Origin of the sequence: Kordia sp., from assembly GCF_022447245.1 — a bacterium.
Classification (GTDB): Bacteria; Bacteroidota; Bacteroidia; order Flavobacteriales; family Flavobacteriaceae; genus Kordia.
The window spans coordinates 1-14,628 of the sequence record NZ_JAKVBC010000025.1 but is presented as its reverse complement, the minus strand read 5'-3'; the positions used below and the strand labels follow the sequence as shown (position 1 = coordinate 14,628).

The 14,628-nt window shown below is 33.7% G+C and carries 13 protein-coding genes; all 13 read right to left on the bottom strand.

Annotated features, from left to right (window positions below; translation table 11 throughout):
* Window positions 1-4 precede the first annotated feature (4 nt).
* Entirely contained in the window at window positions 5-973 is a 969-nt protein-coding gene (locus MK119_RS16095; RefSeq protein WP_290680659.1) for a hypothetical protein, read from the bottom strand.
* A gap of 44 nt (window positions 974-1,017) precedes the next feature.
* Window positions 1,018-2,610: a hypothetical protein gene (locus MK119_RS16090; protein WP_290680657.1), complete on the bottom strand. Its 1,593-nt coding sequence runs from the start codon at window positions 2,608-2,610 to the stop codon at window positions 1,018-1,020.
* Complete coding sequence (locus MK119_RS16085; protein WP_290680655.1) at window positions 2,607-3,563, bottom strand: glycosyltransferase family 2 protein; 957 nt, start codon at window positions 3,561-3,563, stop codon at window positions 2,607-2,609. The genes MK119_RS16090 and MK119_RS16085 overlap by 4 nt, the downstream gene beginning before the upstream one ends.
* A complete protein-coding gene (locus MK119_RS16080) occupies window positions 3,560-4,876 on the bottom strand; it encodes a hypothetical protein (RefSeq protein ID WP_290680654.1) in 1,317 nt (438 codons plus the stop codon). Before MK119_RS16080 ends, MK119_RS16085 begins: the two co-directional genes overlap by 4 nt.
* Entirely contained in the window at window positions 4,877-5,944 is a 1,068-nt protein-coding gene (locus MK119_RS16075) for a glycosyltransferase (RefSeq protein ID WP_290680652.1), read from the bottom strand. It lies immediately after the preceding gene.
* A gap of 48 nt (window positions 5,945-5,992) precedes the next feature.
* Entirely contained in the window at window positions 5,993-7,045 is a 1,053-nt protein-coding gene (locus MK119_RS16070) for a hypothetical protein (RefSeq protein WP_290680650.1), read from the bottom strand.
* Complete coding sequence (locus MK119_RS16065; protein ID WP_290680648.1) at window positions 7,046-8,161, bottom strand: glycosyltransferase; 1,116 nt, start codon at window positions 8,159-8,161, stop codon at window positions 7,046-7,048.
* 1 nt (window position 8,162) lies between these two features.
* Window positions 8,163-9,188: a glycosyltransferase gene (locus MK119_RS16060; RefSeq protein ID WP_290680646.1), complete on the bottom strand. Its 1,026-nt coding sequence runs from the start codon at window positions 9,186-9,188 to the stop codon at window positions 8,163-8,165.
* Between the two features lie 7 nt (window positions 9,189-9,195).
* On the bottom strand, window positions 9,196-10,038 hold the full coding sequence (locus MK119_RS16055) for an FkbM family methyltransferase (protein WP_290680644.1): 843 nt from the start codon (window positions 10,036-10,038) through the stop codon (window positions 9,196-9,198).
* A complete protein-coding gene (locus MK119_RS16050; RefSeq protein WP_290680642.1) occupies window positions 10,038-11,177 on the bottom strand; it encodes a glycosyltransferase family 4 protein in 1,140 nt (379 codons plus the stop codon). The genes MK119_RS16055 and MK119_RS16050 overlap by 1 nt, the downstream gene beginning before the upstream one ends.
* Complete coding sequence (locus tag MK119_RS16045; protein WP_290680640.1) at window positions 11,177-12,577, bottom strand: hypothetical protein; 1,401 nt, start codon at window positions 12,575-12,577, stop codon at window positions 11,177-11,179. The genes MK119_RS16050 and MK119_RS16045 overlap by 1 nt, the downstream gene beginning before the upstream one ends.
* Entirely contained in the window at window positions 12,562-14,136 is a 1,575-nt protein-coding gene (locus MK119_RS16040; protein ID WP_290680638.1) for a hypothetical protein, read from the bottom strand. Before MK119_RS16040 ends, MK119_RS16045 begins: the two co-directional genes overlap by 16 nt.
* Window positions 14,133-14,628: acylneuraminate cytidylyltransferase family protein (locus MK119_RS16035; RefSeq protein WP_290680636.1), on the bottom strand; the 496-nt coding region annotated here is incomplete at its 5' end. The genes MK119_RS16035 and MK119_RS16040, both read right to left, overlap by 4 nt.

Below are 14,628 nucleotides of genomic sequence, written 5' to 3'. Positions count from 1 at the left end.
TAGGTTAAAAGTTGTTTGTTAGGCTAAACGTAATTTTTTCTTTCCCATATCCATACCCATCAAAAATAGCTTTAAAAGTGCCATCTGGCAATTGATGAATATCAATATGATGCATTCCGTTTTTTGCCCAAGTTTCTCCTTGATTTTTTAGAATTGGGTTATAATCTAGCTGTGTTTCTTTGTACACTGTTTTTGAGATAGAATCAATTGAAAAACCATATACGGCACGGCCGTAACCGCCAAAGTGATCTTGTGCAAAACGTATCAATTGTCCATTATGTTTTAATAGTCTTCCTGCAGAACGCGTATAGTTTCCCGTTAAAATTGGTGATTTTGGATGTTGTGTCCATTCACCTTGCAAACTATCGGCTACATATAAGCGTAAAAGTTCGTTTTCTGTAGCAAATAAATAGGAAACATTGTCTTTTTCAAAATACGTTGCATCTACCAAGCGCTTGTCTTTAATGAGTACTTTATCCACTTCCCAATCAAATGGGAAATTGGAAGTTTTATACAATCGTACTTGGCTATGACGCTTGGTTTCAGGAATCATATAGGTAACGCTATCTTTTTCAAAGACTAATGGGTATGATAGATGAACCGTTTCATCTAATGCAATTCCTAGGTATTTCCAACTACCGTTTTCTTCGACAGCAACACCAATATCTGCATGTGTTGAACCCATGATTTCAAAAAACGCGTACCATTTTCCATCTTTTTGATGCAGAAAAGGATCTGCCATGAGCAGTTTCTCTGGAATATTATTATTTTCTCTATTGAAAACTTTAGCTTCTGAGACCTTCCATTCTAGCGGATTTTTGGTAGTTCCTGTAGCAATAGAAAAGTAAGCTCCTGTAATTTTTCTACCAAAAAAAGGAACAGGTTGTTTCGTAAAATAGCAATACGCGATGTAACTCGAAAAGAGAAATCCGATAATAACTACTACTATTGCTATTTTTTTTAAAAGTTTCAAATTATGCTAGATTTTGGGTTTTGGGTTTGGGTGAATTACAACACCTAATTACCTATTTTATACAATCGCCATCTTCCTTTTTGATAGAGCAATTCAAATTCCGGTAAATCTATATAAATTAATACATATTCCACTCCATAATCACGTAAAAATTGATTGGATTCTATGCGTGACAATTTATTGTAATTTTGATAGTCCTGATACCATTGCACAAAACGCTTTGGATTTCCTTCTATCAACATATTTGCACCTTTACTATCTAACACTACCGAACGTTGTCCGCCTGAACGACCAATATCTGGCGCAAATAAAATAGCATCTTTTGGCGTATTGTTTCGTATGTATTGTAACACATCGTTTAAATCTTCACTCTCTTGACCATTTACAATATTTGCAACCGATAATGAATTTGGCAATACTCGACGCACCATATCATTAGAAACAAATGGAATTTTATCCAATTCTTGGTTCTTGGCAAACACTAATAGCAATACGTAAGATCCAAAAATATACGGAACGACTTTCTTAAAAGTTTGATCTCTGTACAAAATATCCAACCCAAATAAAATAGCAAAGTAGAACGCTAAAATCAATAGTTTTTGCATGCGAACCAATTGAAATGACATTCTAATATTTAAGTCAAACATCGAGTTTACTCCCAATTCAACAAAGGTTACTAAATTCGGGAGTAGAAACAATAATCCACTTAAAATAAGCATATATTTTACACGTATCTTGTCTTTCCTGATTCCTTTTAAATTAGCAAATATGGCAAACGCAAATACTACCGAAAAATAGCTGATATATTTTATTGACAACCATTCTTTCCAAAACGTCGTTGGTTCCGTAATAAAACTTGGATACTTTAATGCTAAAGCTTCTTTATACAATGCCAGATCGTAATCTGCTTTTACAGAAATATTTGTCAAGTAATTCACAAAAAAAGGTAACATTCCTACAAAAATAATTGCTCCTAGAATGATATTTTGAAGACTAAAAATTGCTTTGAGTTGTTTCTTTTCGAGATACGAATGCATTGCTATGTATCCAACAAAAAGTAAAATACCACTCAATCCTGTTATTGGATGAAAATTAAAAAGCAATCCAATTAAAAATGTGGCCAAATACAATTTTCGCTTGTTGGTAAAACTGATCAGTAAAAATGGTAATGGCATGATGGCGTAATACACAACACGTGGCAACAATGACCACATATCCGAAATTCCCCAATATTCAAAACCTGGAACCCAAACAATACCGCGCATGAAGACAGAAACAATCAGTGCTATCCAAAAATTACTTGTAATTCGAAACAGTAAAAAATACCATAATAATCCAAATAGAATATGACAAATAAACGTGAGTAGATTCAATGCTTGCACATAATTTCCATCGGTAAAATTGGCAAAGAAACGCAGGGTTTCTATATAAAAAGGTGTATAATATTTTACATTTCCTAAGTCATTCGCAAAGGTATCATGCGGAAACAACGTTGGATCGTCCATTTTAAGACAAACCGGAATGATGTTGTGCAAGTCAGAGCTTAAATGTGTTTCATTCGAAGACAAATTCCCCAAATAATACCCAAAAGCAATGCAAACATTCAATATGATGACAAAGATGTGCTTGCGCTTCATGACACAGATTTTGGTGCTTTTAAGATATCAAACTGTATGGCTTGTAATAGCAATTGGAAACCGAGAATCAATGAAACCGTAATCAACATGATGGTTCCTGTTGGTGTAAACTCTCCAATGTTATAATAATAAATCCAATTGTATATACCGAAAATGACACCAAAAAGAAACATTGGCAAACCAAATAACAAGTAAATGGATGCAATGTTGAAATCGTAAATAAAATAGCTTTTAAAGATGCGTTTCCAGAAGGTTTTTGTCAATTTTGGAATAAAGATAAACGGAATTTTCCACACTTTCATACTTGACTTTTCATCCCCATAATTTGCGGGCATTGGTACATCCTTTATTCTTGCATCATGAAAATACAACTCAGCAATAAGTGACGATTCAAAGTAATAATCGCGGTGAATATTTTTGAAATCTAGTTTTTCTAGCAACTCAATTTTTACTGCGAAAAAGCCATTCGTAGGATCAAAGTTATTCCAATATCCCGAAGCTGCTTTTACTAAGAAGGATAAGCCAAGATTTCCAATTTTTCGAACAAACGGCATTTGTCGTAATGCTTTAAAGTCTTTGAAACGATTTCCTTTAGCATATTCCGCTTTTTTCTCAATCAGTGGTTGCAGCAAATCTGGAATATATTTACTATCCATTTGATCATCTGCATCTACTTTAATTACATAATCTAATCGTAGTTCAATTGCTTTTTTGAATCCATTTTTTGTAGCGCCACCAACTCCAGAATTCTTTTCGTTTCGCACAATAACGATACGATTACCTGTTTCAGATTGTTGCACCAAACTTTCAGGAATTGGTTCTTTTCCACAATCATCTACAATGATGACTTTATCTATATAATCAGGCAACTTTCGCACTACATTTTCTATATGTTTTGCGGCGTTGTAATATGGAATGACGACTCCTATAATATGTTCAGCAAAGTTGGTCATGTCTTTTTGTAATATCGAGGGCTTAGTAAAACTGCAGTTGCAAATAAAAATATGCCCAATATAGCAAAAACAGGTCGGTAAACATACAATTGTTCTCCAAATAATAATGTTACCATTGTTGCTAATACAAGGCCTTTTAACACGATTCCTAATTGTTTAAATTTGGTAAACTCTATACTAAAATAGCTTGTCAACCATCGTACATAGAAAAACAAGCCTAATAAGCCAACTTCATTGATCAATGTTAAATACATATTGTGTGCCGAGTTTCCAACTAAAATAAAGTTATTAAAGCCTGAACCTAAAGGAACTACATATATATTAGTAAGCAAATAATCAACATAGAGCAGCGATAAATTTTTTCTCCCTGAACCCAAATCTTCATACAATTGATCTACATTTCCTTGTGCTAATAACGATGGATCTGATATTTTACTGAATACACGTCCGTTAATTACATTTTCAATCATGGTAAAGATTTCTGAATTGTACATAGAAACAATTAAAAACCCTGCACCCAAGATGACTGACATATATATGAATTTCCCCGTTGAGCGGAAAAAGAAATAGACTAAAAAAACCAATAAACCAACATAACTTGTTCTGGAGCCACTCAAACCTAAAGCGATCATTGCAAAAAGAATTCCCGCTAAAAGCATTAGTTTGTTGATACGTAGTTCTCTTTGTAAAAAAACACCAATAAACGTCACCAGCGAAATATACATGACCATTCCTAAAACAATCTTATTCGGTCCTAGAATCCCCGAAAGAAAACCACCATAGGCTTTTCTATCTAAATCACTCCACAAATATGGAACTGCTCCAAAATGCTGTAATAATACCACTACCGACGCAATAATGACCAAAATTATGTGCAAATACACCATTTGTTTCAGTATTTTACTACGTCGCATCAGAATTAAAAAGAAGACAAACGAAAAGTAAAATATTAAGAAATGATACATAAACAGCGTTGTCCGTAAAATCCAAGTTAAACGCCCATTTAGATAACTAATAAAAAAGGTGAAAATCATCATGAACATACACCATTTGATGAATATCCATAGGTAATACAAGTATTTTTTTTCGTTGATAAACCACAGTAAAACCACACGATTTTGATAAAACTGATACAAAACAACCACTCCAACAAAATCGTATAAACGCAATTCATTATTTCCTGAGATACTGTAATAAAAAACCGCTAAATTGTAGAAATACGAAATCAGAATTAGGTATAACGTAAACTTTAGGAAATTTGATTTCCCTAGTAGTTTTAAGCGTTTTTCCATATATTCTGTCCGTGTTGCCATTTACAATTTGTTGTAAAAACTTAGTAACTGTTGTATGATTGCTTTTTGAGCAAAATTTTCTTGTATATGTTTGGTTAGTTCTTTTGCTTTCGCAAAACATTCGTATTCATTTTCAATTAATAACGCTAATTTTTCAGAAAACTGACTTACTTCATTTGGCGGTACTAAATAACCTTTCGTTTCATCAGAAACAACTCTGCTACATTCACCTACATTGGTAACAAGAGCGGCTAGTTCGTGTAATCCATATTCCAATAATGCAATAGGTAAACCTTCAGATTTCGAAGATAGTACTCCAATATCACATTGATTCAAAATATGAGACACGTCTTCCCTACTTCCATACACAAAGACTTTTCCGCTCAAATCATGATCGTGAATATACAATTTGATTTGTCGCGAATAATCATCCTCAAAATCTTTTCCTACCAAGTGCAATGTCCATTCTTCTTTTTGCACCATTTTAAATGCCTGTAACAATAACAAATGATCTTTTTGTGGACGTAAGTTTGCCAAACATACAATTCGTTTTCCATCAACTCCTTTTAACTTAGTGTTTGCTTTTACAGTTTCACTTTTTACCGGAAAGTTTGACAAATACACAACTTTTGAAACCGCTAAATTTTGTTCTGCCCAATCTTTCAAACGCTGATTAACAGAGATCACGCCATTCATCATGTATGAAGCCATTTTGATAGCAAAGGCTTTTCTTTCTGCTAAAAACTCACTATTTCCGTAATGATCATGCCAAACCATTTTAAATTTTGGATAGATCAATTTCGTCAAAAACACAATAAAAAACGAAGTTGCATGCGCATGTACAATCTTAATATCATTTTCTTTGATAAAGGATTTCAATCGCTTAATAGCTCCAAGATCAAAGGTGCTTTTACGATTCAAAAACAAATAACCGACTTCTTTTACTACTTGATTCTTCAATACTCCTTCTTTTCGTGTCGTACATAAAAACGAGGCTTCTACTTCTGTCGCCAACGCATTGGCATACGTAACCGCCAGTTTTTCAGCGCCGCCAGTATCCAGTGTATCTATGACTTGAAGGGTTTTCATTTTTGGGTGTTAGGTTATAGTTTTTTTATTCGTTAATATTTCAATTTGTTATTTATAATTTACATCTTTCAACAAATCATGAATTCTGGTAAAAAAGCTTACTAACGTTAAGTAGTCTTCCCATAACTTTCTATTCGCCTTCTGAATTTCTTCAAATTTCTCTTGTGTCAAGTTTTGATGAAATTCCAATAATCGTTGTTCCATTTCATGTTCTTTTCCTTGTGGAATACGGATGCAATGCTGCGTCCAATCAATGATTCCTTCTAAAGGCAATAAACAATCCGTATCAATCAATACCGGAATTCGTCCCATAGCTAAGGTTTGATAGAAACGTACTGAAAAGTTTCCTGCACCACGCAAATTGAATATATAATCGGAATCGTTGATGTTTTCATAAAACTCATACGTAGTCTTATCTGCCGAACGATTTGTACGTACACCAGCACGATAACGTTCCCGATAAATGATATTCGTTTTGATGTCTTTATGTTTTTCTAAACGTTTTAAATATTTGAAACGCATAAACGGAGCAGCAAACCATTGTTGTGGTTCTAAACGCGTTTTTCCTAAGTGAAATTTTAGATTTCTATATACGATCAAACCAATGTCTTTTGCTGCTTTTAGCAAATTTGGTGTGGCTTGGCCTACAAATCCAATCACAGGTTTTGTTTCTTTTACCCGAACTTGATGATCTTCTTTATTGATGTAATGTACCAGCGGATCTTTGAAAAAAGCAGGAAATGAAATCTGATGTTCCAATTTTTTACTCTTGTATCCACTATTTCGAAACACATATACATCTTTTCTTGTTGGCGTTACACCTTGGTCTCCCGAAATATACGTTAACACTTTTAGATTCTTTTTATGACATTCATCTATGAAATGTTCTGCTTCAGCTCGCAAATTTTGATTCAGGTAATAATTCCATGAAAATGGTAAAAATGCTACAGCTGCCTCTTCAATTGAATCTACCAATTGGTAATAGTTCTTCACTTCCATAAATTCATTGCGTTCATCAAACAACAAGGCATAAATCAATGGAAACTTCTCTCCTTTCGGATGTTTCTCTATGAATTTTGTATCTGTGTAAACATTCAGCATTTAGAGCAATGATTTTAGTTCGTTTTCAAAAGTATCAAGCGTGTATGTTCTACTCCATTCGATCGCTTTTTCTACTTTTTCTTGATATGTTGAAGGTGATTTTAACACCTTTTCTATTTCTGAAACTGCATTTTCTACTGTTGGATCAATTAAAATCCCGCGATTTCCTTCATCTAACATATATGGAACACAAGAAATTTTAGTCACAATTGGCAAACTTCCCCAAAACATCGCTTCTGCAACCACTTTTGGCCAACCTTCCGATTTAGATGGCAACATCATAAAATGCGCAGTTTTGTGTACTTTTTTCACTTCGTCAGCGGTTACATTTCCATGCAACGTAATGAATGACTCCAATTGGTTTTGTTTGATGTATGTTTCTAACTCTTCTCGTTTTGCGCCATCACCAAAAACATCCAAACGTACATTATAATTACGTTGACGCAATGCTTCCACAGTTTGAATGGTTAACAACGGACGTTTTCCTGGCGATAGTGAGCCTACAAAACTGAAACGAATCGTTTCGTCAAAAGTACGTTTTACAACCGCGGCTTTATCACTATCTCGATAAGTTGCAGTAAAAAACGATTTTATATTTTTTGTTTGATTTTTCCAATCCCCATATACCAAAACGTTCATTTTTTTGGTTAGAAATGTATTGGACAGTATTCTTTTTTGCAATCTATAACTCAATGGTTGCTTACTCTTGGGATCCCAATTTCCTGCATATTTTGCAGTTTTTGTTTTCGACGGAAAGAAAATTTGAGCAATACAACCTATCAATCCAATATTTCCTGGACAGCGCAAGTGAATATGATCTGCTTTTCGCATCGCGCCAATGATTTTAAAAAAGATAATAGGCAGCACCAAAAGCGTTTGTAAGCTTGACTTGATGCTTAATAGATTAAACGCCGGAATTGATTTGAAATCGATATTGTCATGCTCATATGCGATATCAATGGGACGAATTTCTTTGTCTTCCAACAATGGTGCTACAATCGTAACTTTATCTACATATTTCAACCACAAGTTCATTTCCTTTACATACGGCGCGTATGCGAGGTATTCAGAGGCTTTTTGAGCATGTAGAACATGTGTGATAATTAGAAAATTCATATTAATTTACAACATTTTTAACCGTATCTCGTTGTATTTTAGGTTTTTGAAACCAAAGTTGAAACCAAGCGGCAAATCTACCTAAAGCTTCTGTGAATGCTGCTTTTTTTTGTGATTGGGTAAATATATTTGTTAACCTTAAAAACGCCAAGAATAATACCGTTGCATTCCATTTGAAACGTGCTTTTAAGCTTGGATTCGCATATTTTACACGCCATACATACCAACCATTTTTTACGACCATTTTACCATACTTATACTGGTTTGGTCTTCCTGCTGCATCGTGATGATGTTCTAACTTTGCAGCTGTATTGACATATAATTGTCCCAATTTTGAAACTCGCAGTGTAAAATCGGCATCTTCATACAATCCGTATCCTTCAAAATAGGTGGAAAACTTAATCTTGTCTAAAATTTCTTTTTTGAATGATGAAACGCCACCCATAAAGAGTTCCACAGGATATATTTTATCCGTTGGCGGCAAGAAACTTACAGAACGTCCATGTGCGAACGATGGTAAATAACACGGTTTCGTAGCATCGAGTAAGCCAATTTTTTTACGCAATCTAAATCGTAACGATTCACTTCTAAACCAACCATCATTTATAAACGATTTCGCAGGTGGTTTTATGGTCTCTGTAATTTTCGTCCAGTATACTTCATTCGTAATAAAACCACCAACTCCAAGCGCTTTTGGATACGTATTATACGTTTCTATGAGGTTTTTAAAATACTCTTTCTCAAGAATAGTATCATCATCTAAAAAGCATACAATTCCACTGGTATTTGCTACTTTTTTAATTCCAAAATTTCGTTGTTTTGTTAGCCCACGATCTGCATCATCAACTTTAAAATAAAGTAGATTTTTGAATGGATTTTGGGTTAATATTTCCTTCGTTTCATCGTTTCGAGAACCATCAACAATTAAAATCTCATTTGGATACAATGATTGCGCAGCCACCGATTGCAATAGTGTTTGCAAGGGTTTTGGGCGCATGTATGTACAAATGATGAGACTAAATTGCATGAATTCCTTATTCTCTTACGAGTATTGTATTAAACTTATCTGTTCGGTATGATGTTTCCACCTGTATTTTGTGCTGTTCTACATCATACGAAATTGGCTTAAAACCGAAGGATGTCACAAATTCAAAGACTTTTTCGTCAGAAATTCCGAATTTATCGCCCGAATTGTTAAACTCTAACAATATATATTTTAAAGATGATTTTTGAAGTGTTTCTGTTGCACCTTTTAAAACGAAGTATTCAAATCCTTCAACATCAATTTTCAAAAACGTTGGTTCTTCACTTATCAATACATCATCTAACCTTTGGATAGGAACCGTAATTGTGGGAACGGTTTCATTTTCAAGCGCAACTCTGTTCATGACATCAAAACCTTTGGTAAATTTTAGTTCGCCTTTTTCTTCTCCTAAACCAATGTTTAAACATTCAACATTATCTTGTAAATTGTTTACATGTACATTTTTTAACAACTTTTCGTACGTGTTTGGAATTGGTTCAATCGCAATCGTTCGTGCTTTTGCCACACCGGAAGCCAATAAGGTAAAATGTCCTACGTTTGCCCCAATATCTACAAATACATCATCTTTTTTCAAATGTTTCATCAGAAACATAGAATCCTCGTAATCAGCTAGTTTTATGTATATATTTGATACGATTCCCGCATCACCTTTTTTAGCAAAAAACTTCAATCCATGAATCCAATTGTATTTTCTGTCTTTTGGACTTATGGTTTGAATCACATTAAATTTAATATATCTAAACAAAGCACCATTTGCATTTCCTTTGATTAAAGGATGACTTTGAAACTTTTTTCGCCGTTTTTTAAGCTTTGTAGGTACTTTATTGATCATTATTGTGTTATTAATGCGTTATAAACTGTTATGTTTTGAATTGCAATTTTAGTAATATCAAATCGTTTGATGGCTTCTTGTCGTGCTTTTTTTGCCATGTTTGAAGCCAAATCCCTATCTGTCAATAACAAATTGATTTTATCTGCAAATTCCGCATGTGACTTCGGATCGACTAAAAAACCTGTTTCCCTATCATCAACAATTTCTTCTGCCCACGGATAATTGGTATTTACAAATGGTTTCTCAAGCGCCATCGCTTCTATAGTCACCATTCCGAACGATTCTGCTAACGAAGGAAACACACAAACACTGACTTCATTTATCAATTCCTTCATACGATCGTAATTCACAACTCCGAGATAGTTTACTTTTTTTGCAGCTTCCGCCGAAAGTGTTTCTTGAAAGATTTCCCAAGTGGAACGCTGTTCTTTCGCATCTTTTGCATCATTTCCAACCAATAATAACTGACAGTTACTATTTTTCTGAATTAAATCGTTAAAAATATATGCCAATTCGAGAATGCCCTTTTTACGAATTAAGGTTCCAAAGTATAGTATTGTTTCTCCTTGTCTTTTGGATATAGCTGGTTGAAAATCTTCCACATATATTCCATTCGGAATTACCGTGATATCTCTATTTGTATTGAATAATGTGTTTGTCTTTTCAGCCACAATCTGACTTACCGCAATGATTTTAGTGGCTTTTTGAAGTGCTTTTTGTTCACGATTAAAATTAGCTTGCTTGATTTCTCTTCCCTCTAAATGACAAAAAAAAGTATCGCTTCCGTGCAAACGCATTACTTGTGGAATGGAAAAGTTCATATTTGCCGTAATTCCTGTCCAATCTACCACTTCCAATACATCAATTTTGTCTTTTTTGATAATTTTATTGATGTATTTGTTGATGATTCCTTCATTCAATTTCCATGTTAATACAGGATATTTACGAAGTTTTATTTTATGAATCGTAATGTCTCCATCTTGAAAAACTTCTTGTTTGTCTTGAAAATACGTAAACACGGTAATTTTCAATCCTTTATCTACCAGTGCTTTGAGCAAATTTTTCGTACTTGTCCCTATTCCCGCAGATTTCGGGAGCTTTTCATGTGGATATTCGCGAAGTAAGAAAGCAATATGCATTAGCTCAATACGTTTTGAAAAGCATTATACATTCGAGCACGAAACTCGTTTAGCGGATGTTTAGCAATACTTTTTGCCCAGGCAGCACGTTCATCTCTATTTTGTTGCTCTAAGGTATCAAAATCTTGTAAAATTCTTGCTAAAGCTTCTGGTTTTTGCAACAAATGAATCGCTTTTGGATGCTTGTTAAATGTTTTGAAATGGACAAATTGATACAAGCGATCTATATTAAAATCTTTGTGTCCATTTGTTTGCTTGTAATGACAATAAAATGCTGGTTTCCCTAACAGTATCGCATCTAATGCCATCGTTGAACCAATATTGAATATCGCACTACTGTAGTACAATGTACTGTCTAAAACACCTAAATTTGAGTTCAGTCTGTAAGTGTCTGGCAATGGAAATTCTTCATGATTCCATGTAGGAATGACTTCCGTAATAACATCTTTATATTCGGCTAAAATTGGAATGAATCCTTGATTGTAGTCTGCTGGATTTGCACGTAAAATAACATGATATTGCTCAGAGCTTGTTTGATTATGCGCTTTTACTGCTTCCGCTAGATCTTTTAAATACAATGGATCGTCCATACCAATAGATGTGAAATTTCCTGAAAAACAGAGTAATTTTTTGTTTATTGGTAAGTTGTATGCTTTGTAGAATAATTCTTTTTCAATTAGATATTCTGGTTTTGTGTAACATACAAATTGTGGTGTTCCTGTGACTTTAATATTGTTTTCTTTGACTTCATCGGGATAATACGCAGTCATTTCTTCCTTCATATAATCGCTCCAAACCAAGTAATAATCAGCTTTGAGCATTTTATTTCCTTTTGGAAGATTGTCCCATGAATGGATAAAACTCACTACAGGAATTCCCAAATCACGTGCTGCCAATACTGGCGCTAGCGATAAACTGGAAACTTGATGCGAACAATAAATCATATCTGGCGTATTTGCTTTAAGATATGCCAAACATTGATTGTAATATGTAGAAGTTCTCGTTTGATTAAAGAAATTATCCTCTAATTTTTGAATTCCTTTTTTGGAAGCGTAGCATCTTGATAACACGCTAATCAAACCAAATTTTAGTTTTTTCTTAAAATTACTCTTTCCTGGTGCAACTCGGTATAATAAATGTTTTTTCGTTGCTTGTGTTTTATCATTGTAACGCAAGGTTGACTTCGCTTTTAGATAGCGTAAAAAGTCAGTTTTTCCTTTGTAATCAAATTCAGGAAGTTGCTGCGTTTGAATGTCTTTTGGCAATTTTCCCAATGCTGATGACTTCACGTTGTGCCAAACCAACATGTCAATGTTTTCGGGAGTTTCAAAGAAATCACTTGCGTAATGATTTTCAAAACTTTGATATCCCACAAATATGGAAATTATCTTTTTTCGCATGGGGTAATCGCGTTATTGATATTGTCCACAAATATAGCCATTGAAAGGACTCTGAAAAGAAAATAAACTCCTCTATTCGGATTTTTTTGTTGCTTTTTTGCCAAAGCCAAGACTTTATTTGTGTCAAACACTAATTTTAACGCATCAATATGTTTTTCTAATAGTTCATACAACTTCTCTCCTATTTCATTGGAAATGCGATGATTCCAGTTTTGAACAGAGATATCGGACTGTACAGGATTTCTAAAAAACGCTAATAAATCCTGATTGGAATCATAAATAATTTGCTCATGAATTTGATCGTTTTTATAATGTTCATGTGGCAAATTGTGTGTTGTTTGAATGAATTTTTCGTGTAAAAAAGGTGTTATCTTATTTCTTAAGGCTGATAATATCTTGTGTCGATTCCCAAAATTCCCTGGTAAACGTCCTTTTCGATAAAAATTGACTAATATTTCAGCATTTGAGTTTCCTTCGTAATTTTTTATGATTTCTGAGGAAATATTCTCAGGATACGATTCAATAAACACTTCATAATCAGACACAAATGATTCAGCTAAAAATTCTTTTGGTGTTAAATAGTTGTGCATAGCTTTTGAAAGATTCGAATCTTCAGGAAAAAACATACGTACACATTCACCTGCTTCACCCATGACATAACTGTAATCGTTTGGAATTCCTTGATCTACAAATTTGAGCATATCAACATAGGAAATTGTTCCTAAACCACCAGAAATATTGGCGATTTCCTTGGCATAATGTTCAAATTCACTTTCATCACACAAAGTAGTATGATCGTATGAAATATCTAATTTTACGGCAACTTCCTTTCCTTGAATGACATCTGCGGAATAGACATTTCCAAAGTTTCCCACCTTTAAATGTTCATTTCCTTCCTTGACTTGACCTAACAATGCCAAACTGTCTTTTCCTGCTGTTGCGCCAAAAAATAACTTTTCAGTAGCTTTTGTGGTATTTTGTAATGAAAATGTTGGTTTTTCGTTTGAAAAAGTGATTGCCAATTCTTTTGTTGAATGATTCAAATCAGCATCAAAAGTGTGCAATTTTCCGCCTTGAATTCTAGAAATTCCTTTGTAGGGTAATGGAAACGGTTGCACTTGGTATCCAAAAGCAAAATGTCCTTGTACGCCAAGTGGATCGAATTGTAATGAAATTTGTAATTCTTTGAAATTTTGGAAGTTTAAGAAGAAAACTAGTTGATTTTCAACATTTAAATTAAAACTCCCACTAACGCCATGTAAATCACTTAAAACAAAAAATTTATCACTTTTGTTATTGCGAATAAAAATTTCAAAAATACCTCCCAAAACATTGTATGCTTTTTCTAAAGCTTTCTCAAAATTATCATGCAATTCTTCACAAAAAGCTAATATTTTTTCTTCATCATGATCCGATGAATACCAAACAATTTCATACGATTCACTTTCAAAAGTGTACAACGTACTTCCTTGATTTTCTTTTTTGAAAAGCTGCATATCAAAACCGTCTTTTCCAAAAGAAATATGAAAATTTGTTATAGTATGTTTTACAAGTTTCAAAGTGTAATTGTTTTTGCTAATTCTGACGCTTTTTCCCAATCTTCCAACGTATCAATGTTTACATAATATTTGTCTTCGGAAACAATATATGCTAATGAATTCCCATACAATGTATTTTCCTGCATTAGTACATTAGTTTTGGTAATATATACACTTCCATCTCTATGATAAGCTTTTGGTAATTCTTGTCGTCTTGGAATGATATTTTTTTCTCCTGTCGCGATTTGCAATATTCCATCTGTATTTGGCTCAAATGTCCAATGTGGATTATATTGATGCGGAACTTCTAATACAGAAACTAACGAATCAGTTTGTTTTTCTTTGAATGTTTCTAACGCTTTATCTAAAAATCCTTTTGGTCGAAATGGACTTGTAGGTTGCAATAAACAAATCGCATCAAAGTGTTTCCCTTCTTTTTCTAAGAAAGAAACCGCATGTTGTATAACGGGCAAGGTTGGTGTTGTATCTTCTGCCAAATTTTGTGGACGTACA

Coding starts and splice junctions, on each gene's coding strand:
- MK119_RS16060 (WP_290680646.1), bottom strand. CDS start 9,188: ATGCAATTTAGTCTCATCATTTGTACATACATGCGCCCAAAACCCTTG.
- MK119_RS16090 (WP_290680657.1), bottom strand. CDS start 2,610: ATGAAGCGCAAGCACATCTTTGTCATCATATTGAATGTTTGCATTGCT.
- MK119_RS16065 (WP_290680648.1), bottom strand. CDS start 8,161: ATGAATTTTCTAATTATCACACATGTTCTACATGCTCAAAAAGCCTCT.
- MK119_RS16055 (WP_290680644.1), bottom strand. CDS start 10,038: ATGATCAATAAAGTACCTACAAAGCTTAAAAAACGGCGAAAAAAGTTT.
- MK119_RS16075 (WP_290680652.1), bottom strand. CDS start 5,944: ATGAAAACCCTTCAAGTCATAGATACACTGGATACTGGCGGCGCTGAA.
- MK119_RS16080 (WP_290680654.1), bottom strand. CDS start 4,876: ATGGCAACACGGACAGAATATATGGAAAAACGCTTAAAACTACTAGGG.
- MK119_RS16050 (WP_290680642.1), bottom strand. CDS start 11,177: ATGCATATTGCTTTCTTACTTCGCGAATATCCACATGAAAAGCTCCCG.
- MK119_RS16070 (WP_290680650.1), bottom strand. CDS start 7,045: ATGCTGAATGTTTACACAGATACAAAATTCATAGAGAAACATCCGAAA.
- MK119_RS16045 (WP_290680640.1), bottom strand. CDS start 12,577: ATGCGAAAAAAGATAATTTCCATATTTGTGGGATATCAAAGTTTTGAA.
- MK119_RS16085 (WP_290680655.1), bottom strand. CDS start 3,563: ATGACCAACTTTGCTGAACATATTATAGGAGTCGTCATTCCATATTAC.